At 72.6% G+C, this 25,521-nt stretch carries 15 protein-coding genes; 1 reads left to right on the forward strand and 14 read right to left on the reverse strand.

Going from position 1 to position 25,521, the window contains the following annotated elements:
* Positions 1–11: 11 nt before the first annotated feature.
* The 8 genes from DEI88_RS09075 to DEI88_RS09110 all read right to left on the reverse strand — a co-directional run bounded on the left by DEI88_RS09075 (position 12) and on the right by DEI88_RS09110 (position 8,834).
* Entirely contained in the window at positions 12–362 is a 351-nt protein-coding gene (locus DEI88_RS09075) for a YlxR family protein (protein ID WP_309146638.1), read from the reverse strand.
* A gap of 53 nt (positions 363–415) precedes the next feature.
* The gene (gene nusA, locus DEI88_RS09080) at positions 416–1,408 is read right to left on the reverse strand and encodes a transcription termination factor NusA (protein ID WP_111071510.1); all 993 of its coding nucleotides are present in this window, start codon (positions 1,406–1,408) and stop codon (positions 416–418) included.
* A gap of 170 nt (positions 1,409–1,578) precedes the next feature.
* The gene (locus DEI88_RS09085) at positions 1,579–3,390 is read right to left on the reverse strand and encodes a proline--tRNA ligase (protein ID WP_111009175.1); all 1,812 of its coding nucleotides are present in this window, start codon (positions 3,388–3,390) and stop codon (positions 1,579–1,581) included.
* 78 nt (positions 3,391–3,468) lie between these two features.
* A complete protein-coding gene (ispG, locus tag DEI88_RS09090) occupies positions 3,469–4,617 on the reverse strand; it encodes a flavodoxin-dependent (E)-4-hydroxy-3-methylbut-2-enyl-diphosphate synthase (RefSeq protein WP_181434785.1) in 1,149 nt (382 codons plus the stop codon).
* Positions 4,618–4,737: 120 nt separating this feature from the next.
* On the reverse strand, positions 4,738–6,066 hold the full coding sequence (locus DEI88_RS09095) for a M50 family metallopeptidase (RefSeq protein ID WP_258371956.1): 1,329 nt from the start codon (positions 6,064–6,066) through the stop codon (positions 4,738–4,740).
* A 140-nt stretch (positions 6,067–6,206) separates the two neighbouring features.
* Entirely contained in the window at positions 6,207–7,319 is a 1,113-nt protein-coding gene (locus DEI88_RS09100; protein WP_111071509.1) for a 1-deoxy-D-xylulose-5-phosphate reductoisomerase, read from the reverse strand.
* A gap of 2 nt (positions 7,320–7,321) precedes the next feature.
* Positions 7,322–8,278, reverse strand: a complete 957-nt coding sequence (locus tag DEI88_RS09105; RefSeq protein WP_146242826.1) for an FKBP-type peptidyl-prolyl cis-trans isomerase — start codon at positions 8,276–8,278, stop codon at positions 7,322–7,324.
* 88 nt (positions 8,279–8,366) lie between these two features.
* On the reverse strand, positions 8,367–8,834 hold the full coding sequence (locus DEI88_RS09110; protein ID WP_111009180.1) for an OsmC family protein: 468 nt from the start codon (positions 8,832–8,834) through the stop codon (positions 8,367–8,369).
* A 47-nt stretch (positions 8,835–8,881) separates the two neighbouring features.
* Between DEI88_RS09110 and DEI88_RS09115 the strand changes: the two genes are divergently transcribed.
* Positions 8,882–9,877 (forward strand): asparaginase, encoded by a 996-nt coding sequence (locus DEI88_RS09115; protein WP_111071508.1) that lies wholly within the window; start codon positions 8,882–8,884, stop codon positions 9,875–9,877.
* A 1,365-nt stretch (positions 9,878–11,242) separates the two neighbouring features.
* On the opposite strand, the gene DEI88_RS09120 is transcribed toward DEI88_RS09115, so the two are convergent.
* From DEI88_RS09120 to DEI88_RS09145, 6 genes are all read right to left on the reverse strand, one after another.
* A complete protein-coding gene (locus tag DEI88_RS09120; RefSeq protein ID WP_258374949.1) occupies positions 11,243–13,264 on the reverse strand; it encodes an FHA domain-containing protein in 2,022 nt (673 codons plus the stop codon).
* A gap of 107 nt (positions 13,265–13,371) precedes the next feature.
* Positions 13,372–15,756, reverse strand: coding sequence for a transglutaminase TgpA family protein (locus tag DEI88_RS09125; protein ID WP_111071507.1), 2,385 nt, complete (start codon positions 15,754–15,756; stop codon positions 13,372–13,374).
* Positions 15,753–17,171: a DUF58 domain-containing protein gene (locus tag DEI88_RS09130; protein WP_111013234.1), complete on the reverse strand. Its 1,419-nt coding sequence runs from the start codon at positions 17,169–17,171 to the stop codon at positions 15,753–15,755. The genes DEI88_RS09125 and DEI88_RS09130 overlap by 4 nt, the downstream gene beginning before the upstream one ends.
* Positions 17,168–18,139: an AAA family ATPase gene (locus DEI88_RS09135; RefSeq protein WP_111013233.1), complete on the reverse strand. Its 972-nt coding sequence runs from the start codon at positions 18,137–18,139 to the stop codon at positions 17,168–17,170. Before DEI88_RS09135 ends, DEI88_RS09130 begins: the two co-directional genes overlap by 4 nt.
* Before the next feature lie 47 nt (positions 18,140–18,186).
* Complete coding sequence (locus DEI88_RS09140) at positions 18,187–24,030, reverse strand: Ig-like domain-containing protein (protein ID WP_111071506.1); 5,844 nt, start codon at positions 24,028–24,030, stop codon at positions 18,187–18,189.
* A complete protein-coding gene (locus DEI88_RS09145) occupies positions 24,031–25,437 on the reverse strand; it encodes a serine/threonine-protein kinase (RefSeq protein WP_111013231.1) in 1,407 nt (468 codons plus the stop codon).
* Positions 25,438–25,521 lie beyond the last annotated feature (84 nt).

Consider the following 25,521-nt stretch of genomic DNA (forward strand, 5'->3'; position numbering starts at 1 on the left):
CGAGCCGCTCATCAGTTGTCCATAAGCCGTTCAGCCTGTTCTGTCGTGTCGAGGTCCCGTGCCGGGTCCTGGCCCGACCGGAGTCGTTCCAGGTACTCGCGGACCGCCGACGTGTCCGGTTCACGATCCAGCCGCAGCGCGCGTCGGAAGGCCCGACGCGAGACGGCCAGCTCGTACGCATCGACCGTCGGGGTGATCCACGCGCCCCGGCCTGGCATGACTGCCTTCGGATCCACCACGACGCGGTCGCCACGGGCGACGACTCGGAGGAGGGAGGATCGGGGTGCACGGCGACGACTGCCGATGCACGTTCTGACGGGTTCCACTCTACTCCCTGCCTCGGACGGACGCGATCCCGGCACGCCAACGAGGCGGTGCGGTCAGCGAACGACCGCGCGCGCTCCGCATCCGGCGCTCAGTCGCCCTCGAGGATGGAGTCCGGCTGGATGTCGATCCGGGCACCGGTCAGCTTCGCCGCGAGGCGGGCGTTCTGCCCCTCTTTCCCGATGGCGAGCGAGAGCTGGTAATCCGGGACGAGGGCGCGGACCGCCTTGGTGGACTTGTCGATCACGAACGAACTCGTGACCTTCGCCGGGGAGAGGGCGTTGCCCACGAAGGTCGCGAGGTCCGGCGAGTAATCGACGATGTCGATCTTCTCGGCCCCGAGCTCGTTCGTGACCGCACGGACGCGCTGGCCGAGCTCCCCGATGCACGCACCCTTGGCGTTGACGCCGGGCTCGTTCGCCTTGACCGCGATCTTCGTGCGGTGACCTGCCTCGCGCGCCATGGACACGATCTCGACCACGCCCGACGCGATCTCGGGGACCTCGAGCGCGAAGAGCTTGCGGACGAGACCCGGATGCGTCCGGGACACGGTGATCTGGGGGCCCTTGTGTCCCTTGCCGACACTCGTCACGTACACGCGGAGCCGCTGACCGTGCGGGTAGGTCTCGCCGGGGACCTGCTCCTCGGGCGGGAGGATGGCCTCGATCGTGCCGAGGTCGACGTGCACCATGCGTGGGTTCGGCCCCTGCTGCACGACGCCGGCGACGATGTCACCCTCTTTGCCACGGAACTCGCCGAGGACCTTGTCGTCGCCGATGTCCCGGAGCCGCTGGTTGATGACCTGCTTGGCCGCGAACGCCGCGATGCGACCGAAGTCGTTCGTCTCGTCGACGGACTCACCGATGACCGTGCCGTCGTCGTCACGCTCGGGGACGTAGACACGCACCTGGCCCGACTTGCGGTCGAGCTCCACCCGCGCCTGCGGGTCGGCCGGCTCACCGTTCTCGGCTGCGTGCTTCTGGTACGCGGTGAGGATGGCCTGCTCGATGATGGTGACGAGTTCGTCGAACGGGATCTCCCGCTCCCGTTCCATGAGCCGCAGCACCGCGAGATCGATCTGCATCGAGGGCCTCCAGTATTCAGATGATGGGAACCCCGCGCTCGGACACCGCGCGGAAGGCGGCGTCCAGGATAGCGCACGTCGACCGCCCGCCGGCGCCGCACTTCCTGTCCGACGACCGGGAGGCACGACGCAGGCCCGTCGATCCGGACCGGATCGAGTGGCCGGCGCGATCAGATCGCGCGCACGGCTGCGAGCACCTCGGCGACCGGGACCTCGCGACGCTCCCCCGCCGCACGGTCCCACAGCTCCACCACGCCGTCGCCCGCGTTCCGGCCCGCGACGACGACCACCGGGACACCGATGAGCTCGGCGTCACCGAACTTGACACCCGGCGACACCTTCGGCCGGTCGTCGTACAGGACGTCCATCCCGGCGCGCTCGAGCTCGGCGATGATGCCCGACGCGACGTCGTAGGCCACCTGGTCCTTGCCCGTGGCCACGACGTGGACGTCGAAGGGGGCGACGTCCTTCGGCCAGACGAGCCCACGGTCGTCGTTGTGGGCCTCGGCGAGGATCGCCATGATGCGCGTGATGCCGATCCCGTAGGAACCCATCGTCACCGTGGCGAGCTTGCCCCGCTCGTCCTGCACCTTGAGACCGAGCGCCTCGGCGTACTTGCGCCCGAGCTGGAACACGTGCCCGATCTCCATGCCGCGCGCCGTCTCGAGCGGACCCGAGCCGTCGGGAGCGGGGTCCCCCGGTCGCACGTCCGCGACCTCGACGACGCCGTCGGCCACGAAGTCGCGCCCGGCGACGAGCCCCGAGACGTGACGCCCGGCGGTGTTCGCGCCCGTGATCCACGTGGTGCCGTCGACGACCCGCGGATCGAGGAAGTACCGGAGTCCGGTCTCGCTGTCCGCGCCGAGGAACTGCCGCACCGAGCCCTCGGTCCCGTGCCCGGCAGCGGCCTCCTCGATGAACGACGCGGCCGTCGGACCGATGTACCCCTTGACGAGCGACCGGTGCTTCGCGAAGTCCGCGTCCGTCGCGGGCTCGACCTCGGCCGGGGCGAAGGCGACCTCCGCACGCTTCAACTCGACCTCGCGGTCGCCGGGGAGCCCGACGACGACGATCTCGCGCGTGCCGTCGAGGTGGGTGAGCGCGAGCACCACGTTCTTCAGCGTGTCCGATGCGCTCCAGCCGCTCCCGTCGCGCGGCGCCACCGCGTTCGCGTGCTCCACGAGGCTCGCGATCGTCGGCGTCTCGGCCACGGGCAGGAGGACGGGTGCCGGGAGTCCGGTCGTGGGCGACGCCTCGGGCACCGGGGTCGTGTACGCCTCGATGTTCGCCGCGTACCCGCCGGCACTCCGCACGAACGTGTCCTCGCCGACGGCGATCGGGTGCAGGAACTCCTCGCTCCGGCTCCCACCCATCGCGCCGGCGTCCGCCTGCACGATCACGTACTCCAGGCCGAGGCGCGTGAAGATCCGCTCGTAGGCGTCGCGCATGACCTGGTAGCTGGCGTCGAGCCCGGCGTCGTCGATGTCGAACGAGTAGGCGTCCTTCATCGTGAACTCGCGCCCGCGGAGCAGACCGGCACGAGGCCGGGCCTCGTCGCGGTACTTGTCCTGGATCTGGAACAGCGTGACCGGCAGGTCCTTGTACGACGAGTACAGGTCCTTGACGATGAGCGCGAACATCTCCTCGTGCGTGGGCGCCAGCAGGTAGTCCGCACCCTTGCGATCCTGGAGGCGGAAGATCCCGTCCCCATACTCGGTCCAGCGGTTCGTCGCCTCGTACGGCTCGCGCGGGAGCAGTGCCGGGAAGTGGACCTCTTGTGCGCCTGCGGCGGTCATCTCCTGGCGCACGATGGCCTCGATCCGGCCCTTGACCCGCAGCCCGAGCGGCAGCCAGGCGAAGATGCCGGGCGCCTGCCGACGGATGTAGCCCGCGCGGACGAGCAGCTTGTGGCTCCTCACCTCGGCGTCCGAGGGATCGTCGCGGAGCGTGCGGAGGAAGAGGTGCGAGAGCCGTGTGACCACGCGGAAAGCCTACCGGCCGCGCAGGACGCCCGAGCGGCCCGCAGCAGGACCACCCGCGCGCCGTCCGGTCCGACGCATCTACGCGGTGACGACCTCGGGGCTGCCGACCTCTCCGGCGGGCATCTCGGCCGCGAGGCGGTTCGCCTCGGCGATCAGGGTCTCGACGATCTCGGCCTCGGGCACGGTCTTGATGACCTCGCCCTTGACGAAGATCTGGCCCTTCCCGTTGCCCGACGCCACGCCGAGATCGGCCTCGCGCGCCTCACCCGGTCCGTTGACGACGCAGCCCATGACCGCGACGCGGAGCGGGACCGTCATGCCCTGCAGGCCCTCGGTGACGTCGTTCGCCAGCGTGTAGACGTCGACCTGTGCCCGGCCGCAACTCGGGCACGAGACGATCTCGAGCTTGCGCTCGCGCAGGTTGAGCGACTGCAGGATCTGCAGGCCGACCTTGACCTCTTGCGCGGGCGGTGCGGACAGCGACACGCGGATGGTGTCGCCGATGCCTTCACCGAGGAGGATGCCGAAGGCGGTCGCGCTCTTGATCGTGCCCTGGAACTCCGGTCCGGCCTCGGTGACGCCGAGGTGGAGCGGCCAGTCCCCCCGCTGCGCGAGCAGTCGGTATGCCTGGACCATGACGACCGGGTCGTTGTGCTTGACGGAGATCTTGAAGTCGTGGAAGTCGTGCTCCTCGAACAGCGAGGCCTCCCACACCGCCGACTCGACGAGGGCCTCCGGCGTGGCCTTGCCGTACTTCTGCAGGATGCTGGGCTCGAGCGACCCGGCGTTCACACCGATGCGCAGCGAGACGCCGGCGTCCTTGGCTGCCTTGGCGATCGCACCGACCTGGTCGTCGAACTTGCGGATGTTGCCCGGGTTGACCCGGACGGCCGCGCAGCCCGCGTCGATCGCCTGGAACACGTACTTCGGCTGGAAGTGGATGTCCGCGATCACCGGGATCTGGGACTTCTTCGCGATGATCGGCAGTGCGTCGGCGTCGTCCTGGCTCGGGACCGCCACGCGCACGATGTCGCAGCCGGACGCGGTGAGTTCCGCGATCTGCTGCAGGGTGGCGTTGATGTTCGTGGTCGGCGTCGTGGTCATCGACTGCACACTCACGGGCGCGTCGCCGCCGACGAGGACCTTGCCCACCTTGATCTGGCGCGACTTGCGGCGCGGAGCGAGGGTGACGGGGGCCTTGGGCATACCGAGATTGACTGCTGGCACGGTCGGCAGCCTACGCGTTCCCGGTGACAGCCCGGTGACCGGCGGCCGACAGTCCGCTGTCGGCGTGCCTCCCGGGCCGGGGCGACGGCCGGGGCCGACGGCTGGCCCTCCCGGTCGACCTCAGCCGAACACGCGCACCGGACGCACGATGTCCGCGTAGATGAGGAGCAGGCTCATGCCCCCGAGCAGGACGACGACGGCGAACGTGAGCGGCATCGTCTTGGCCAGGTCGATCGGGCCCGGGTCCCCGCGGCCGAGGAGCTTGGCCGTTCGACGCTTGACGGCCTCCCACAGTGCGCCCGCGACGTGCCCGCCGTCGAGCGGCAGCAGCGGCACGAGGTTGAGCACGAAGAGACCGATGTTGAGCGCGCCGAGCAGCGACAGGATCGTGTAGATCTTGTCGACGACCGGGACGCCGCTCGCCGACGCCACGGTCCCGATGGCGCGGCCGACGCCCACGACGCTCACCGGGCTGTCCTGCGCGCGCTGTTGCGATCCGAACGCGGCGTTCCACACCGCGACGAGTCGCTGCGGCAGGTCGAGGATGAGCGACGCCGACGCCTCGGTCTGCGCCCAGACCGCGGGCAGGACCGCCGCCGGCGACTGCCGGACGAGCGTCTGTCCGATCGAGACGCCGACGACGCCGACGCGTTCCGTCTTCGTGCTGCCGTCCTGCTCCTTCGCCACCGTGCCGTCGGCGCGGTAGACGTCGCGCGTCGCCAGCCGGGGCGTCACGGTGATCGTGCGCCGCTGCCCGTCGCGGAGGACCGTGAGTCGCACGGGCGAGCCGGCCGACCGCTGCAGGATCGTCGTCAGCTCGGTCGTCGAGACATCCGACCGGCCGTCGACCGCGAGCACCGCGTCGCCGGCACGCAGTCCTGCCCGCTTCGCCGGGGACACCGGATCGTCACTCGTGCACCGGGTCGACTGCGACGTCGGCAGCACGCACGCGGTCGTGCCCGCGATGCTCGTCGTCGGCGCGCCGAAGCCGCACAGCAGGACCGCGAACAGCACGATGCCGATCACGAGGTTCATGGCCGGGCCCGCGATCATGACGATGATCCGCTTCCACGGTGTCAGTCGGTAGAACGCCCGCTCGTCCCCCTGTTCGGCGATCTGCTCCGCGCTGGCGTCTCGGGCGTCCTGCACCATCGCGCTGTAGAACCCGGTGTTCGTGATCGGTGCGGGTCTGCCGGACGCCCGCGGGGCGAGCATCCCGACCATCGAGATGTAGCCGCCCAGGAGGATCGGCTTGACCCCGTACTCCGTGTCGCCGCGGCGGAACGACCACAGCGTCCGCCCGAACCCGAGCATGTACTGCGTCACCTTGACGCCGAAGAGCTTGGCGAAGAACAGGTGTCCGAGCTCGTGGAGGCCGATCGAGACCAGCAGGCCGACGACGAACACGACGACGCCGAGGACGAACAGGAGCACGGATCCGGGGGTCACCGGGGTAGCGTACGGGACCCTCGCCAAGCAGCAGCCGAGGGACCGCTGAGCGGCGACTGCTCATCGCGGAGTCACCGTGCCGTGTCGGGCATCGACGACGGGTCGGGAGACAGGCGTCCTGCCGGGAGGCGCGGTGCGCGTCAGCGACGCAGCAGACGATCCGCCTCGGCGCGCGCGCACCGCTCCGCCGCGAGCACGCCTTCGAGCGAGGACTCCCCCGCGTCGTGTGCGTCGACGACCCGCTCCACGGTGTCGACGATGTCGAGGAACCCGATCGCCCCCGCGTGGAACGCCGCGACCGCCTGTTCGTTCGCGGCGTTGAACACCGCCGGGTAGGTCCCGCCGCGCTCCCCCACCTGCTTCGCCAGCCGGACGGCGCCGAAGGCGTCCTGGTCGAGCGGCTCGAAGGTCCAGGCGGACGACCGCGTCCAGTCGAGTGGCACGCCGACGCCCGCGACACGGTCGGGCCACCCCAGACCGAGCGCGATCGGCAACCGCATGTCGGGCGGGGAGGCCTGCGCGATCGTCGAGCCGTCGACGAACTCGACCATCGAGTGCACGATCGACTGCGCGTGGACCGTCACGTCGATGCGGTCGTACGGGACCCCGAACAGCAGGTGCGCCTCGATCACCTCGAGGCCCTTGTTGACGAGCGTCGCCGAGTTCGTCGTGACGACGAGACCCATGTCCCACGTCGGGTGCGCGAGTGCCGCGGCCGGGGTCACGTCGGCGAGCTCCGCCCGTGAGCGTCCGCGGAACGGGCCTCCCGAAGCGGTCAGCACGAGCCGGCGGACCTCGGTGGCGGACCCCGCGCGGAGTGCCTGCGCGATCGCGGAGTGCTCGCTGTCGACCGGCACGATCTGACCGGGTGCCGCAGCCGCCTGCACGAGCGGACCCCCGACGATGAGGCTCTCCTTGTTCGCCAGCGCGAGCAGGGCGCCCGTCTCGAGGACCGCGAGCGTCGGGCCGAGCCCGACCGACCCGGTGATGCCGTTGAGCACGACGTCCGCCTCGACGGCACGAACCAGCCGTTGGGCGTCGGCCGCGCCGAACGCGACCTCGGTCACGCCGAACCGCTCGGCCTGCTCGGACGCCAGTGCGCGGTTGGTGCCGGCCACGAGGCCGACGACCTCGAACCGATCCGGGTTGCGTGCGACCACGTCGAGGGCCTGGGTGCCGATCGACCCCGTGCTCCCGAGGACGACGATCCGACGCTTGCCGTCCGGGTGCGCGCTCGATCCGGCGCTCGTCACGCTCAGCCCTTGGCGAGGATGTCGACGACGAACACGAGGGGCGCGTTCTTCGGGATGTTCGATCCCTCGGGCGGGTTCGCACCGTACGCGTCCGCGGCCGGGATGGCGATCATCACCTGGGAGCCGACCTTCTGGCCGACGAGGCCGGTCACGAACCCCGCGATGAGCTGGCCGTCCTGCACGGTGAAGCTCGCCGGCTGTCCGCGCTTCCAGGTGGAGTCGAAGACCTTGCCGGTCGCGTAGACCTCGCCCTTGTACTGCACGAGCACGGTGTCACCCTTGGCGACCGTGTCACCCGAGCCGAGCTTGATCACCTCGGTCGTCGTCTTGGCGGGCGCAGCCGTCTTCGGGATCGTGATGGTCGGCTCGCCGCTCGAGGCGTCCTTGACGGTGGGGAGGGAGGGGTCCTGCGTCTGCGGGTGCCCGGTCGACTTCTTGGCGGTCGTGCCGATGACGTCCGCCACCACGACGATCTGGCCGGTGGTGCCGAACCCGAGCGCCTTGCTCGAACCGACCATGGCCAGGCGCGACCCCACGTTCGCGCAGCCGAGGACCTGACCGAACCCGGTGCCACCGACCGAGAGCACCTGCGGGTCGCCCTGATCGAACCCGACGGAGCCGAGCTTCTTCGCCGTCTTCGCCTGGTACACGGAGTACGAGACCTTGATGAAGTCGCCGTCGGCGAGCGCCTTGCCGCCACCCTTGACGACGCGCGACGCCTGCGTGGGGCTCGCCGACAGACCCTTGGCGAACGTGACCTTCGGCGCGGTCGTCCCGCCGAAGTCCCCCGAGACCCGGATGCTGCGCGACGCGGAGCCGGGCGACGGGCAGGCCGCCGACGACGAGCTCGCGCTGGCCGAGCTGGAGGCACCACCACCCGACCCGGACGAGGAACACGCGGCGAGGCCGAGGACGACCGCCGGGACGATCAGGAACGGGACGAGACGGAGACGCTTCACGAGGACCTTCGGTTGGGGTTGAGGTGCGTTCGGGCGGACGACGGCCGCTTCGACCGGACCAGTCTGCCGCACCGTTCCCGTGTGCTCGTCAGCGCACGCGGATCACGGGCTCGTGCCGGACCGGGAACGACACGGACCGGGCGATGAAGCACAGGGACGAGGCCCGGGCGTGCGCGGCGGTCGCGTCGGCCACGCGGTCCGGCTCGAGGATGGTGACCACGGGTCGGAGCAGCGCGTCGGTGAGCTCGCCGGAGCCGTCGGGGTGGACGTCGAGGTGCCCGGTGGCGCGGTCCTCGTACTCGACGACGGTGATCCCGGCGAGCGCGGCGACGTGGAGATAGCTCAGCATGTGGCACTGGGCGAGCGCCGCCACGAGGAGGTCCTCGGGGTTCCAGCGGTCCGCGTCGCCGCGGAAGGGCTGCGCCGCCGAGCCGGGGAGGTCCGGTTTGCCCGCCGCGGACACCACGTGGTCGCGGCCGTAGGCACGGTGGTCGGACGTGCCGGTCCCCCGGTCGCCGGTCCACCGGACCTCGACGGTGTGGTCGTGGTCGAGCATGGAGCCTCCTGCCGAGGGGGTGTGACACCGCGGTTACACTCCCCATCATGCCGGGAACCGCCGACGTCCGCTCCGACCGCCACCCCCTCACCGCGGGCGGGTCGGTCGAGCTGGCCGTCGTGTCCCGCTCGGGCTTCGACGAGAGCCGGCACGTCGGCGCCGGCGTGGTCGTCGACGCGGACGGGCGGATGGTGGACGTGGTGGGCGACGCAGCCGCGAGCGTCTGGACGCGGAGCACGCTGAAGCCGTTCCAGGCGATCGCGGTCCGTCGGACGGGAGCGCGGTTCGAGGGAGCGCAGCTCGTGCTCAGCACCGCGAGCCACGCCGGTACGCCCGCGCACCAGGAGGTCGCCGCGGCGATGCTCGCCGCATGGGGTCACGACGAGGACACGTTGGGATGCCCCCCGGACTTCCCCTTCGACGGCGCGACCGCACGACGGATGACCGCACCCCGTCGTCTGGCGATGAACTGCTCCGGCAAGCACGCGGCGATGCTGGCCTCCTGCGCACTGAACGGATGGGACCGGTCGACCTACCTCGCCGTGGACCACCCGCTGCAGCGCGTGGTGGTCGACACGGTGGAGGACCTGACCCGTGAGTCGGTCGACGTCGTCGGCGTGGACGGCTGCGGTGCGCCCGTCGTCCCGCTGACCCTGCACGGCCTGGCCCGCGGCATCGCGACCGTCGTCGGCCCGACGGACGCGGACGGTCGGGCGTTGACGACGGCCGTGCTCGCGGAGCCGTGGGCGATCGACGGGCCGGGTCGCGCCAACACCCTCACCATCGAGCGTCTCGGGGTGTTGGCGAAGCTCGGTGCCGAGGGCGTCATGGTCATGGGGGTACCCGGCTCCGGTGCGGTCGCCGTGAAGGTGCTCGACGGATCACAGCGCGCCGGCACGCTCGCGGCGCTGACGCTGCTCGCCCGTTCCGGCATGGTCGACCCCGACGACGCGCGTGCCGTCATCGCGGCGTCCGTCCCGTCGGTCCTCGGTGGTGGGCAGCGCGTCGGGGGCGTGCGGCCCGGGCGCGGCCTCGTGGCCTGAGGTCGCGGGCGACGGACGGAGCTCGACCGGCGGTCGGCCTGGGACCGGCGGCAACACCGGCACGATGCCATCGGCACCGTCCGCCACGAGGTCGATCGGCTCGACGGACCCGCCGGGCAGCAGACGGCAGCCCCCGGCGTCCACGAGCAGCCGGGTGCGGACGGCGGGCGGCACGTCGGCGCGCGTCGGGGCGAGGACGACCCAGCCGAGCGCGCCGGGCGGACCGTGCCTGGGGTGCACGACGGCCACCGCGGTCCCGTCCGACGTCCAGCCGAGCGCGCCGGCGGGCGGCCGCCCGGCGGCCGGCAGGCCCGACACCACCTCGTCGCCCACACTCCGGATCTCGACGTGCTCGCCTCCGGCGCCGTCGGCCAGCGCCGTCACGACCGCACGGAACACGGCGCGTGCGGCGACGCCCGGGCCGACGACCGCGAGGCCGCCGGCCACGTCGGCGACGATGGCGGACCAGCCGATGACCTCGTCAGGCACGCCGTCGACGTGGTCCCGCATCGCACCGATCCGGGACGCTGCCCCGCTTCGCTCCGGCCGGTGACCGAGGAGCACGGGCAACCGACCGAGGTCCTGAGCATGCTGGGCACGGTCGATGTCGAGGCCGGGTGCGCCATCGGGAGTCGACGGGGCCGGACCCGCCCGCCCCGTCGGAGACGGTCCACCACCCGGCCGACGCGACGCCCAGCGGACGGCCACGAGCGCGGCTGTGGTTGCGATGACACCGACGATGCGGGAGACGGCGGCATCAGCCGTCCCCGGGAGCGCGGACACGGCGCTGCCCAGGGCGACCACCGCCGTGGCGAGGGCCAGGACGGCGCGGCCACGGCCCTCCTGACCGTTCTGCATGGCACGAGCGTGACGCACACCGGACGCGACCCCGGCACCGAGGGGGCGCGCGGTGTGGGACCTCCGGATCCCCGCCGTCTGTGGAGGAGGAGCGTCGCCCGCCCTGACCTCGCGTGTTCTCGGATCCGGTCGTCGGCAGGGTCGACACCGCGACCCGTACGTGGACGCCGAGCCGCGTCGGGAGGGTTCAGGCCGCGTGCTCCTGGTCCCCGGTACCGGGGCTCGACGATCGCGTGCGAGGCCGCGCCGACGTGCTCGTGTGCGACCATCGCGGCCTCGACGCCCTCGACGGACGAGCTCTTGTACAGGGTCGGCTGATGCGCCCGCGAGGAGCGCCCCGGCGATCGGGAGCCCTCGAGCGCGCGATGGCGGAAGCGCGGATCGACCGCTCGTGGAAACGACCGCGGATCGCCGGGACGAAGGCCGAGTCGAGGGACACCACGACGCCAGCACGTCATCCCGGCCCCCGAAGGCCCCGTCCGGTCCGCCCGACGCGGCGCCTTCCGCCTACTGCACCAGGAAGAACTGCTCGCCGATGTCGACCCGTGCCCCGCGCTCGACTCGGTAGCGGCGTCCGGGCTCACACCGGCGGATGCTGCCGTCGATGTGCCGGATCACCGTGCCGTTGCCGGAGAACCGGTCGGACACCCACAGGTCGTCGCCCTCCCGCCCCAACTCGAGGTGCGTCTTCGACACCGACTTGCCGGGGTCGACGATCGTGATGACCTCGTCGATCCGCTCACCCGGCTCGGGGCGCGGGAGGCGTCCGAGCAGCCCGGAACCGACGAGTCCGACCCGCTCGCCCGTGCTGAAGTGCAGGACGACGGGAGCGCGCTGGGGCGAACGGGCGACGATGCGTGTCGCCTCGACGTCCTCGCCGTCATCGTCCTGCCGCCGTCGACTCCACGTGCGGAGGGTGTCCTCGGCGATCGGCGACGGTGGGATGGGTGGGAGCGTCGGGCGCAGCGGTGCGGCCGCGGGCGGCTCGTCGAGGCGACCCGGCATCGGCGGGAGGTCGTCCGACGGCGCTGAGGCGGCATGTCCGGCACGCATCCGGGACGCCGGATCCGGCACGGCAAGGGGTGCTGCGTCTCCGGAGTCGGCCTGCGGCAGCGGCTGCGCGTCAGCGACGTGGTCCGCGTCGGCGTCCTGGTCCGGGTCGCCCTGGTCCGCCTCGGCGTCCTGGTCCGCGTCGGTGTCCTGGGGCGCGTCGGCCTGGGACACGTCGGTGTCCTGGGGCGCGTCGGCCTGGGACACGTCGGTGTCCTGGGGCGCGTCGGCCTGGGACACGTCGGTGTCCTGGTCGGGGTCGGGAGCGTCTACAGCGTCGGACCCGGCGTCGGTACTGGCCTCGTCCGCGCTCCCGGACACGGGGTCCGAGTCGTCCACGATCGACCAGTCGGGTCGCTCCATCGGGAGCGGCACCACGGGGCCCGTGTACGCCGCGGTCACGGCCGGCACGACGGCGCCGCACTCCTCGCAGAAGATGTCGTCCGGCTCGAGGGGGTGCCCGCACACGTGGCACGTCGCTCCCTGCGCTCCCGGCGCCACGAGCGGCACGGGGCGTGGCGCGACGCGCCGCTCCGGGAAGGGCATGATGACCGCGGTGTCGCCCGGTGCCGGGACGTCCGCGGTGACGCCGGCTGCCGGGGATGGCGAGTCGTCGTCCCGGGTGCGATCGTCCTGGCCACGGGCGTCCCCGCGGCCCTCGAGTCCGTCGTGACCCTCGGGATGGCCGTGCCCCTCGGATCCGTCCTGACCCGCGGCTGCGTCGTGACCGCTCGCGGCTGCGTCATGACCGCGCCCGGCGTCGTCCGCGCGGCGGTCCATGGCGGCGGGAGCGTCTCCCGCGTTCGAGCGCTCCCCCGGCACCGCGTCGTCGTCTCGGTCCACCGGGTCGGCTTCGGTGCCGGAAACGGCTGCGGTGTCGGCATCGTGGCCCGCATCAGCCGCTGCGGTGGGCCGGTTCCGCCCGACCCACCACGTGGGAGCGGCGGGTTCGGGAACGACCGGATCGGGGACGCGGCGCTGCGGCGTGGGCGGCGCGACGAGCGTCACCTCGGGGTCCTCGTCGAGCTGATCCGCCCGGGTGGCTACACCGGGTGCATCCACCGGAGCGCCGTCGTCGACCCGACCGGCTCGGTCGTCCGGGCGGTCGTCGACCGGAACGGGCCGGATGCGGTCCGGGTCGAGCGAGGGTTCCGTGCGTCGGCCGGCCCAGCTCGCGAGACCGCTGTCCGAGCCGTTCACATGGCTCGGTGCGCTCCGCGGCGCGAACCGACGGTCGCCGTCGTCGTCCGGGTCGTGCGGGCGCCGGATCTCGTCCCCACCGCGACCGGACTCGTCGCGCCGGTCGGACGCGCCGGTGAGCCAGGCACGCGTCGCGGGGTCGAGCGTGGTCTCCGGCAGCCAGGCATCGGCCGCGGGGTCCGGTCGCCCGGCCGAGGGGGCCGGCGGACGGAGCGGCGGTGGTTGCGGGGCGCGTCCGGGCTCCGGTTCGACGGAGCGACGTGCCGTCGCCACCGACACCGACCGACCACACTCACCGCAGATGATGGCCCCGTCCGGGAGCGGCGATCCGCAGTGCTCACATCTGATCACTCGTGACCTCTGTCCTCGTTCGAACTCCCGCCATGCTACCCAGCGGAACCCGGCGTCGAGGACGACCGAGCCGGAGCGGACGCGCGCGGCGACCGCGGCCGACGCAGGGAACGGAGCGACGTGGCGGCTCGGAACCGCTGCCACCGCGTCCGGCCATCCTGCAGCGCCCGCACCGCGGTGTCGGTCGCGGACCACATGCGGTCCGCCGTGGCACCGTCCGCGTCGGCGGGGCCGAACACGACCCGGTCAGCGAGCGCGGCCAATCCCGCTGCCGCCGGGTCCGGTGCCATGCCCGCGACGTCCCGCCGTGTGGCCGCACGTCCGATCGGGACGCCTCGGTCGGTCAGGGCGTCGCGGTACTCGTCCCAGGCGCCGACGACCCGTGCGCGGCCCGTGGGAGCACGACGGCGGCGACGTCGACGCAGGCGTTTGCGGGCGACGACCACGGCGAACGGCAGTGCGACGAGCGCCGCGACGGCCAGCGCCCCGATGACCCAGGGCAGCGCCGCCAGCAGGATCCGGAGCCACAGCGGCGCCTCCGGCGGGGTACCGCGGTCGCTCTGTGGCGGGGTCTGGGTGTCCTGGTCCTCCTGTGCCGCGGGCGGTGGCGGGACGACCGTCTCGGGTCGTGTCACGGGCTGCGGGGTCTGGTCCTGGTCCTCGGGGATCGCCCGGACGGGCGGGTTCGGGTCGATCATGACCCAGCCGTACTGGGCGGTGTCGACCTCGATCCGAGCAGTGACGTCCGCACCACGGAAGGTCGTCCGACCGGTGTCGACGCGGTCTGCCCCGGAACCGCCCGACGCGAACCCGAGGACCACCCGTGCCGGGAACCCGAGGTCCTGCGCCATGAGGGACGCGGCGACGGCGTACTGTTCGCCGTCCCCGATCATGAGCGGCGCGGTGAGGAGCTCGGTGATGCGGTCGGCACCGTGGCCCGAACGGCTCGGTCGGTCGTCGCCCACACCGTGGCTGACGTACCCGTGCGTGCGCAGCGCCGCGATCACGGCCGCGAGCTTGCGACCCGTGCCGGTGACGCCCTTCGTCGTCGCGGCGACGGTGTCCGACACGGCCTGGGGGACCTGTGTCGGGGTCGGGACCCGGGCAGCACCGGGGCGCGCGCCGGCGAGCTCCGCTGCGGACGGTCGGGCGGGGACCACCGCGGTCAGCGAGTAGGCGGTCCCGCGGCCCACTCCGCCGACGACGGCCGCGGTGCCGGTGCTCTGGTCGTAGTAGAACGCGTTCCGTTCGGCATCGGCGTGGGAGCCGGTGAACCGGATCTGTTCGAGGTCACCGACCGTGGGCACCCAGACCCCGCCGTACCCGCGTACCTGCACGTCGACGTGCACCCGGCGGCCTCGGACACCGCTCGTGTCGACGGACGTCGGGACCCGACTGAACGTGCCGGACGCGGAGGCACCCGACGGCCCGCCGACGGAGTACACGACGCCGTCGTAGGTGTCGAGCGTCGCGATCCGGACGAAACCGTCGGCCGGGAGCCCGGTGACGGTGAGCTGCGGGGCGTCCGCCGTTCCCGCCTCCTCGTACGCGCGGAACCCGCTCAACGGGCTGACGTAGTCGCGGGGGTCGAACGGCGCGACGACGCTGCTCCGTGCGACGCGGCGGTCGGCGTGCGGGGTCGCGACCACCCCGAGCCCACTCGCGAGGACCCCGGCGGCGACGATGGTCGCGAGTCCCACGAGCGACGGGCGCACGATCGACCGACCGACGTGGACCCGGCTCCCGGCGGTCCCCGCGACCGCGACCGCGCGACGCACCCGCCGGGACACGAGCGCCCACGCCAGGGCCGCCCCCACGAGCACGACGCCGGACACCACGGGGTAGGCGAGCCGCGTGGGGCCGACGAGGACGCCGACCGCGAAGAACGCGAGCGGTGGAAGCGCCGCGATCTCCGGACGGGGTGTCCGGACGGCGGTGGTCACGCCGACGACGACGACGACGAGCGCGGACGCGAAGTAGGGCACGAGGAGCGCCTCGTAGTCGCCCACCGGCGGCCCGATGGTGAGCAGGCGCTTCCACCCGAGGGCGACCGACGAGAACAGGTCCACGAGACCGGCCGGAGTCGGCAGGACCCCGGCTGCCTCGGTCGGGACCGCGGCGGGCACGCCGACGAGGGTGAACGCCGCCACCGTCAGTGCCAGGAGCACCGGGCCGGGGAGGCGCCACCACGAGCCCGCCAGCGCGATCAGCGCCCCGGCGACCACCGCCGCGACGCCGGCCCCCACCATGGCGGACGACCGGTAGAGCGGCCACCACGCGACACTCGCGAGGCCCACGAGCAGCACGACCACGAGCGTGCCGCCGACGACGCGCAGGACCGCGGGACGCCGCTGCCGGCGCTCGCGCTCCGCCCGACGCGAGGAGACGTCGGCGGCGGCCGCGACCGGCTGGGCGCTCACGCCGCTGCCGATCGTCGCAGGGCGTGCCGGAGGTCTTCGAGGTACCCGATCGTGATGACGGTGAGTCCGGGCACCCGGACGACACGCGGCGGCGACTCGGTCTCGCAGATCACCGCGACGACCTCGACGCCGACGGGGAACCGGGTCGCGGCGAGCCGCAGCGCACCGAGTCCGACGGCGGAGCCCACGACGAGGAAGGCGACGGACGTCCCGACGCTGTCGTCACCGACGATCCGGGCCACCTCGCTGGTGGGCAGGGAAGCATCGGAGGCCGCGACGCGCGCGAAGTCGTCGAGCAGCAGCGACGGCGATCGTGTCGTCAGCGGGTGCACCGCGTACACCCGACGCCGCGCGAACTCCGGTGTCCGCGCTGACACGACCACGGTGACCTCGCGACCGTCGCGGATGGCGCGGTCGCCGAGGGACGCCGCAGCGCTCACGGCGAGCTCGAACTCGTCGTCGTCGCCGAACTCGCTCCGGGCCGTCCCGAGCGCGACCACGAGGTGCGATCGGCGTGTCTCCTCGAACTGACGGACCATGAGCGCGCCGGTCTTGGCGGTCGACTTCCAGTGCACCGTGCGCGGGTCGTCGCCCGGCTGGTACTCGCGGATGGCGTGGAACGCGATGTCCGCGGGCGACAGGTCGCGCGTGACCTGCCCTTCGAGGTCGCGGACGAGACCGGTGCTGGTGGACGGGATCGCGATCGTGCGCGGGTGCACGATCACCTGCTCCCGCTGCGTCCAGACGACCTCGCGTCGGACGAGGCCGACCGGGTCGGCGCGGACGCCCCGGACGGGCCCGACGTCGAGGACGCCGCGGCGGAGGGTCGGGACCGGGACCTCCCGCTCGACCGTGTCCTGCGGGGCGATGCCCGGCAACGCGACGTCGACGAGTCCGGGTCCGACGGGGACCTCGACGCTCGTGGCGACCGTGGGCACGCGGCCCGGGTTCTCCGCCGTGATCCGGACCGTGGCCGTGCCCCCCACCGCGACCCTGCGGGTGGGCAGGTGCATCCGGACGGCCAGGCGCGACCGCCCGACCAACGCGACGAGCGCCACGACCGCGAGCACGACACCGGTCCAGCCGACGGCGACGACCTCACGCAGCCCGTACCGGTACCCGAGGACGAGCGCGACCGCCGTGAGCACCGCCACGGTCCAGCCGAGTCCGGTGACGACCGACGCGACCTGCCCCCCGACCCGCGCGCCGAGCCTCCCGACCGCTCGCGCGAGACGGGCTGCGCCCGCCACGGCGTCCGCCGCCCCGCCTCGGGAGCCGCCGACCAGGTGAGTGCGCGCGTTCGTCGCGCCGAGCGTCGCGGTCCGTTCGACGCCCGGGCGACGCGACCGGGTCCCTCCCGGCCGACGGGACGCCGTCCCGGTCGGGGCCCGGTCGCGGGTGGCGCGGTCGGTCACGGAGCCACCCGGTCGACGGGCGGCGGTGTCTCGACCACGAGCTGCGCGACGACGCTCGTCGTGCTGACGCCGTCGAACTCCGCCTCGGCGTCGAGCACGATCCGGTGTGCCAGGACCGGCTCGGCCAGCGCCTTGACGTCGTCGGGGGTCACGTAGTGCCGTCCGCTGAGCGCGGCGAAGACGCGGGCTGCTCGCATGAGCCCCATCGCGCCCCGCACGCTGACGCCGAGACGCACCTCACTCGACGCTCGGGTGCCGTCGACGAGTCGCGCGACGTAGTCCGCGATGACGGGGTCGACGTGGACGGTGCGGGCGAGCGCGGCCATCTCGGTGATCGTGGCGGCGGGCACGACGCTCGCGAGCGGCACCGACGCGGAGGGTGCGGACGGGGTCTCGAGGATCCGCACGGTCGCCGCGTGATCCGGGTACCCGATCGACGTCTTCATGAGGAAGCGGTCGAGCTGCGCCTCGGGCAGACGGTACGTTCCCGCCTGTTCGATCGGGTTCTGCGTGGCGATGACCATGAACGGTGCGGCGAGACGATGCGTCACGCCGTCCACGGTCACGGCGGACTCCTCCATCGCCTCGAGGAGCGCGGACTGCGTCTTCGGGCTCGCTCGGTTGATCTCGTCGGCGAGCACGACGTTGGCGAACACCGGACCGCGGTGGAACTCGAACTCGCTCGTGCGCTGGTCGTACACGCTGATGCCCGTGATGTCGCCCGGCAGCAGGTCGGGCGTGAACTGGATCCGGGCAGTCGAACCCTGCACGCTCTGCGCGAGCGCTCGGGCCATGCTCGTCTTGCCCGTGCCCGGGACGTCCTCGAGCAGCAGGTGCCCCTCGCTCAGCATCGCCGTCACCGCGAGTCGGATCACGAAGGTCTTGCCGAGCAGCACCTGCTCGACGTTCGTGACGATGCGGCCGGCGACGTCGGCGAACCAGGTCGCCTGCTCGGGGGTCATGCTCATGCGGATGTCGTTCCTCTGCGGTGGTGGTGACGTCGGTCACGCGCCGTTCAGCCGTCGGTCGATTGTGGAACGGCCGGCGTGGTGATCGGCGCCGACGCGCCCGTCGGGTCCTGCTGTCCGTTCACCGTCGCCTGCACGCGGATCGTGTCGTACCCCACGGGCACCGGGTCCGTGGTGGTGAACGCTTCGCCCGTCACCGGGTCCGTGTCGGTGCACAACCCCGAGGCGCCACCGATGCAGTAGCTGACGTCGTAGCCGGTGGGCGCGAGCCGACCGTCGTTGTCCGGGGCGTTCACGACGGGCGCCTGGCCCTGCACAGCGCTCGCGATGGTCGCACGCGTGGTGAAGGGCTGGACGGACACGGGGTCGCTCGTGCTGCAGTAGTCGTCCGACGCCGTCGCGCAGGCCACCAATTGGATGGCCGCCTGGTCACCGTACCCGGTGCCGGTCGACCACGTGTCCCCGGTCAGCGGCACCGCCGAGCCACCGTTCACGGTGTAGGCGTAGTGGTCCACGCGACCCCTGGCCGAGGACACCCCGCTGATCCGGATCTGCCAGTTCGGCGAGGTCGGGTCCACCTGCTCGACGTCGACGCTGCCCGTCGGCGTCGCCGGCGGCGCGTAGCTCGTGACGCTCGTCGGGGCGCTGGCGCTGCAGAAACGACCGTTGTCGGCGTACGCGACGTACTGGTAGTCGCCGTCGCCGCTGATCGTGTCGGTGTCGGTCGCTCCGAACGTCGCACCGGCTCCCGTCGGCGGGCAACCGGACGGGATCGCGGCGCCCGGATCGAACCGGGCGATCGTCAGGCGCGTGGCCGTGCCTCCGGCCCAGTCGGCCTCCGCGGAGGACAGCCGCACCGTGGTCCGTCCTTGGCCGTCGGGGCTGCCCGTGGCCGAGAGCGACGGGGTTGCCGGCTGACCGACGGCCGTCGCGGCGGCGGACGTCCGCTCGTTCCAGTCCGCGGTCGAGAGGACGAGGGCCGCGTTCCGCGCCGACACGGTGGCGGTGTACTGGCCGCCCGGCTGCAGGCCGTCGAACGAGGTGGACGTGGTCGCCGCGCCGACCGTCTGCGCCTGCGTGCCGGACGGCCCCTCGAGGGTGACGACGTAGTTCGAGACCGTGGACCCCGTGCCCGGTCGTGGGACGGCCGCCCACTGCACGACGAGCCGACGTGGCGTCTCCTTGGCCGGCGTGACCGTCACCGAGGCCGGGGCCGCCGGGATGAAGTCGTCGCTCATCACGGCGCTCGCCCCGGACGGCTTCGAGCTGCCGGCCGCGTTCACCGCGGTGACGGTGAACGTGTACCGCTCCTGCGGATCGAGGTCGGTGAGCGTGCAGACGGTGCTCGCACCGCAGTCGTGCGTCGCGGTGCGGCCACCCGAGGTCCGGCTGGTCACGCGGTAGTCCGAGATGGCGGCGTTGTTGGCCGCCGGTGCGTTCCAGGTGAGCGACAACGACCCACCCTGGTACGTCCCCGTCCTGGTGGGCACGGAGGGCTGCTCCGGGACGTCCTGGACCGACACGGTGACGTCGCCCCAGACGTACCGGTCGCGGTCGTTCGTCGCGTCCGCGACCTCGTACTGCAGGTGGGTGTCGACGGGGCGAGCGGACGCGGCCACCCGGACCGTCAGGCGCGCACGGTCGGCGCTCGGGGTGATCGACACGCCCGCGGGGACGCCGCCGGACAGTCCGCGGATCGCGACCACCCGCAGGGGCCGACCGGGGAACGGGTTGGTCGCGGCGTCGTTCGCCAGGACGTCGACGTCGGCGGTCTGTCCACGCTTGACGACGGCGCGGTCCGCGGCCGGCTGCACGAGCGGACGGGTCGACGCCACGACCTCCACCGCGATCGTGCCGCTGCGACCCGCCGCACTCCGGTCGGCGACGCCGACGCCGACGGACGCCGTCGAGCCCTTGGTCGCGTCGTCGTCGACCGCGAGCGTCATCCGCTGCCCGCTGATCGTCGCCGTGACGCCGCTGGCGGGGCGGCTCACGACGTCGTAGCGCAGCTCGCCGAGGTCCTTCGGGTAGGGGTAGTCCGTCAGCCTCGTGAGGTCCACCGTCCGGCGGTCACCCGGCTGCAGCTCGATCGTGCTCCCGGTGAACGACGGCGGCTGGTTGGTGCGCGGGGTCACCTTGATCGGCAGGACGAGCGTCGCCACGCGGCCCTTGCCTCCGTTCGCGTCGGAACCGTCGGTGACCTCGAACGAGATCGAGGCGTTCCCGTAGTAGAGCTTGGCGGAGGTGAACGACAGGGTGGTCGGGTCGACGACGAGGTCGGCCCCGTTCGCATGGGTCGCCTTGACGGTGCTCGGGTCGGTCACGTGCGCGACGGCGCCGTTGGCCGTCACCACGTACTTCGACAGCGGGATCTGGACCGTCGACTCGCTCCGCACCGTGATCGCCGGGGCGGTGCGGTCGATCTGCGGCAGCGCGTCGTCGAGTCCGGGCACGTGCACGAACGCGTACGAGACGACGTCAGGGTGGTCGCGACGCGCGACGGAGAACGGGATGATCCGGGACCGGGCCGTCACCGGGACCACGATCCGGCCCGACCGCGTGACCCGCGCGCCGTCCGCGTAGCCGCGGACGAGCCCGACGCGGAGGTCCGCGGTCGAGCCCTCGGCGAAGAACGTGTTCGCGAGGACGTCGACGGAGACCGCCTTGCGATGCAGGATGTCGACGAGGTCGAGGGTGGAGTCCGAGACCTCCGGCCGGAGCGGTGCGGCGTCCCGGTCGACGGTGACGGTGAGGAAGGCCGTGCTCGCACCGCCGTCGTCGTTCGCGACGGTGTAGAGGACCGCGAAGTCGCCGCGTCGGGCCGCCGGCGGGGGCGTGACCTTGACCTCCTGGTGCCGCAACACACGGGCCTCGAGACCGGGACCGTTCGGCTCGGCTCGCGTGACCCGCAGGTCACCGCCGTCCGGATCGGAGTCGTTCTCGAGGACCCGGACGGTCACGCTGCCGCCCGGCCGGATGGTGACGTGGTCCGCCTGGGCGACCGGGTTCGACGCCTGGTCCGCCCGCGGCGCGATGCCGACGCGGATGGTCCCGGTCGCACGGGCGCCCAGGGCGTCGACCACCGTGTAGGTGAACTGGTCCGTCCCTGCGGAGTAGTCCCCCGCCGCGTAGTCGAGCGTGGACGCGGTGACGTCGCTGACGGAGCCCTTGTCCGGGTTCGACGCGACTCCGACGAGCTGGACGGAGTCGCCGTCCGGGTCGATCCCCGACAGCGGCACGGTCACCCGCACCGTCTGCCCCGCCACCGCCCGCGCCGTGATCGTGTCCGGGACCGGTGCGGCGTTCGTGGCGGCGTCCCGCTCGCGCACGGCGATCGAGACGACGGCGTCCGCGTGTTGGCCGTCCGGTCCGTCCACGCGGTACACCGCCGTGTAGTTGCCAGGGGTGTCGGGGGCGAGGTACCGGAGGGTGTCTCCCGACACGAACAGCAGACCGGCACCGGCCGGCAGGTTCTGCACCAGGTCCGGCTCGAGCGTCAACGGCTCTCCGTCCGGCTGCGTGTCGTTCGCGAGCACGTCGATCGTCGCCACGTCGCCGACGCGGACGGTCGCGCTGTCGGGCTGGGCGACGGGTGGTTGGACGTGGTCCGGTTCGGGGACCTCGATGACGGTCACCGTGCCGGTGCTCGACGCGAGCCCGTTGGTCTCGGTGTAGGTGAAGGTCACGGGCCCGGAGAGCGGAGCGATCAGCGTCACCCGGACGGTGTGCTGGTCGAGCACGGTGGCCTGCACGCCGCTGCCGCCGTCGACCCCGCTGAGTCCCGTGACGAGCAGGACGCCCCCTGCCGGGTCGATGTCGGTGGCCGTGACGTCCGTGTCCTTCGTGGAGAGCGTGTCCACGAAGACCGTCTTCGGCGTCGTGATGGGCGCGGTCGAGGCGTCCGGCGCCGCCTCGACGGTGACGCGGACGACTCCGGTGGCGGTCTTGGTGCCGTCGGTCACGGTGTAGGCGAGCAGGTGGTCGCCCGGTACGGCGCTCGACACGACGAAGGTGCCCGCGTCGTAGCTCGGCGTCAGCGTGGTCCTGGCCACCGCCGGGACGCTGGTCAGGGTCACCGTGCCGTTGCCGCCGCGCACGTGGTCGAGCGGGTGCACCGTCAGGGGTTCACCCGCGTACGCCTGCACCGCGAACGAATCCGCGGACAGGGGCGCCTTGCCCTGTGCGTCCACGTCGACCGTGAGGGTCCCCCGTCCCTGCAGGCGCCCGTCGCTCACGACCAGCTGCACGGTGCGCTCGCCGGTGCGACCGGAGTGGTCGGTCACGTCCACGACCCCGTCGGGCGTCGTGGTCACGGTGTCGCCATCCGCCGCGGAGGCAGAGGCCAGGTAGACGGGGTCGCCGTCGGGGTCGACCCAGTCCGACAGCACGTTCGTCGAGACCGTGCCGGCACGGACGACGACGGCGTGGGTGTCGCGGACCTGCACGGGAGCGCCGTTCTGCGCGGGGGTCTTCACGGTGACGCTCACGGTCGCCGAGGCGGTGCCGCCGTTGCCGTCGCTGATCTCGTAGCGGAAGCGGACCGTGCCCGTCGCTCGCGGCGAGAGGGTGATCTGGAGCTGTTGCCGCTCGTCGATGCGGGCGAGCGTCCCCGTCGTACGATCGATGCTGCCGAGGTCCTCGATGACGATCGGGTCCCCGTTGGGGTCGTAGTCGTTGAGGAGCACCGGCAGGACCGTCGTCCGGCCCGGCCGCGCACCGAGGACGTCGTCGGTTGCGACAGGCGGCTTCTGCTCGGTGTCCGCCGTCGCGTCGTCGGACGAGGCCTGTCGTTGCTGCCGGTCGTCCTGCTTCTGGATCAGGTCGCCCCAGTTGTCGATGAGCTGCCCACTCCGGTCGATCGCCCAGGTGCGCCCGGACTCCGGGTCGTTGGCCACGACCGTGTCGCCGTTGTGCTGCACGGTGAGTGACGCCCCCGACGGCACCGCGTCGAGTCGTTGCACGGCTCGACCGTCGCACGTGTCCACGGCCTGGCCCCCGCTCCACGCGCCGAACGTGCACGAGCCGTCGACGTAGGGGCGCGCGGGCGTGCCGGAGACGCCGAGGCGCACCGCCGTCACCCCGCCCGAGGGTGAGACCCGCAGGAGCCCGGCAGCACTCGCCACGGTCACCGCGGTTCCGGACGACGAGGACCGTTGGAGGGTCGCCCGACCGCTCACCCGGTCGCCGAGGGCGACGCGCCGGCCGTCGATCGCGAGCACGGAACTCGTGCGGTCCAACACGGCCAGGTGGTCGCCGACCACCGCGGTCTGGAGGTCGTGCTTCCGGGACATCGCGACGTCGAACGTCCGTCGGACGCTCAGGGACGTCCCCACCGCGACGAGCGACGCGGTGCCGGTGCGGGGCGAGTAGACGGCCACGTCCGAGTCATCGGCATCGAACACGGCGTCGGCACCGAGGGTGAGGTCGGCCTTCGTGGCGGTGTCGAACGCACCGATCGCGCCGGCAGGGGTCGCCCACAACTGCCCGGTGTCACCGTTGCCGATCACCCCCGTGCCGCCGGCCAGGAACACCTGCGGGGACCCCGAGGGCAACGTGACCGGATCCCCGAGGGTGGCGTCGGCGACGTCCACCCGCGTGAGCGTGCCCTTCGTCTCGTCGACACTCCACACCCGGTGGCCTCGCTGCACCACCGCGAGGGTGTCCGAGGCGGCCGCGACCGCCGTGTTGAGCTGGAGCACGCCGGTGTTCGCGCGGCCGACCGCTCCGTACTGTCCGCTCGGGACCCACACGGTCCCGTCGCCGAGGTCCACCCGCTGCGTGTGGTAGCCGCTCGAAACGATCGCGGTGGTGGCGACGACGACCATCACCACGAACGCGACGATCGTGGTGATGAGCACCGAGCGGTGCCGTCGCAGTACGACGCGCAGCACCTAGTCGTCCCCGATGGTGACGCACTTCTGGGCGCTCTGGTCGCCGTTCTTGCCGTCCCGGTTGACCGCGACGGCGACGCATTCCTCGTCGCCCCGCTTGCCCGAGACGACGAAGCTCCGCCCGGTCTGCTGGCTCGTGCCGCCGTTCGAACTGATGACGTACGTGTCACCGGCGCGTGTGCCCGGGTCACCCCAGCGGAACGTGACGGTCGTGCCGACGGTCGTCGCCCGGATGTCCGACACGGTCGGGATCGATCCCGAGCCGGTCCGGGTCAGCACCAGCGTCGCCGACACGGCGACCACGGCGACCACGACGGCGGCCAGGGCGGCCCACAGCAGGGTCGACCGCGACCGCCGGCCGACCCGGGCCGTCGACGCGCTGCGGTGCACCGTGCCGACGCTCCGGGACGCCGTGGTCGTGAGCCCGCCGCGCGGGGACTGCCGCGCACGGCGCCGACGGCCACCGGCGACCGGCGCGGCGACGTTGCGGAGCATGGTGCGGTCCGTGGCGTCACCGACCGACGCCATCGCCCAGTTCTCGACCTCGACCTCGGCCGGGGTCTGCGGGAGACCGAGTTCTGCCTCCACCTGTTGGAGTCCGCGGACGAACTCGATCGCCGTCGCGGGCCGCTGTTCCGGGCGTCGGGACATCGCCGCCGCGAGGAGCCGCTCGAGCGACGGGGGGACGTCGGGCCGCCCGGTCGGCTTCGGCGTGCCCTTGTCGATGCGGCCCATGAGGTCGTCCGCACCATTCGCGCCACCAGGTACCTCGAAGGGGCTCCGGCCGGCGAGCAACGAGTACACCGTCGCGGCGAGCGAGTAGACCTCGGACTGCACCGAACCGCGGGACTCGTCCATGAGCACCTCGGGCGCGGACCACGGGATCGACATCCCGATCGGTTCGTCCGGGTCGGCCTCGCCGATGGAAGCGGCGATACCGAAGTCCGACAACACCGGGCTGCCGTACGCGGTGCGGAGGATGTTGGAGGGCTTGACGTCGCGGTGCAGGACGCCCTCGCGGTGCGCGGTCTCGAGGGCGGACCCGACGCGGACACCGATCGCGAGGACCTCGGACACCGGGACCGGGTCCCGACGGTAGCGCTCGCTCAACGACGCCGAGCAGAGCTCCATCACGAGGTACGGCCGACCGTCGGCCGCCACGCTGGCCTGGAGCACCGTCAGGATCGACGGGTGGGTGCTGAGCCGCGCCATGAGGTTCGCCTCGGACTGGAACGACTGCCGCACCCGGTCGTCGACGACCTCGTCGAGGAGGACCTTGACCGCGACCTGGCGACGCGGCATGTTCTGCTCGTACAGGAACACGTCGGCGAACCCGCCCGATCCCAGGACGTGCACGTACGTGAAGCCGGGGAGCACGGGTGGCGTGGACGGCAGGCGGCGGGCCATGACCTCTCCTTACGACCACGTGCTCCGAGCGCGACCGCGATCCGGCCCGCAACCCCTCGATTCTACGGAGCGGTCCCGGCGTCG

Origin of the sequence: Curtobacterium sp. MCBD17_003, assembly GCF_003234885.2 — a bacterium.
Lineage (GTDB): Bacteria > Actinomycetota > Actinomycetes > Actinomycetales > Microbacteriaceae > Curtobacterium.

Coding starts and splice junctions, on each gene's coding strand:
- DEI88_RS09110 (WP_111009180.1), bottom strand. CDS start 8,834: ATGCTCGACCACGACCACACCGTCGAGGTCCGGTGGACCGGCGACCGG.
- DEI88_RS09115 (WP_111071508.1), top strand. CDS start 8,882: ATGCCGGGAACCGCCGACGTCCGCTCCGACCGCCACCCCCTCACCGCG.
- DEI88_RS09145 (WP_111013231.1), bottom strand. CDS start 25,437: ATGGCCCGCCGCCTGCCGTCCACGCCACCCGTGCTCCCCGGCTTCACG.
- DEI88_RS09135 (WP_111013233.1), bottom strand. CDS start 18,139: ATGAGCATGACCCCCGAGCAGGCGACCTGGTTCGCCGACGTCGCCGGC.
- nusA (WP_111071510.1), bottom strand. CDS start 1,408: ATGCAGATCGATCTCGCGGTGCTGCGGCTCATGGAACGGGAGCGGGAG.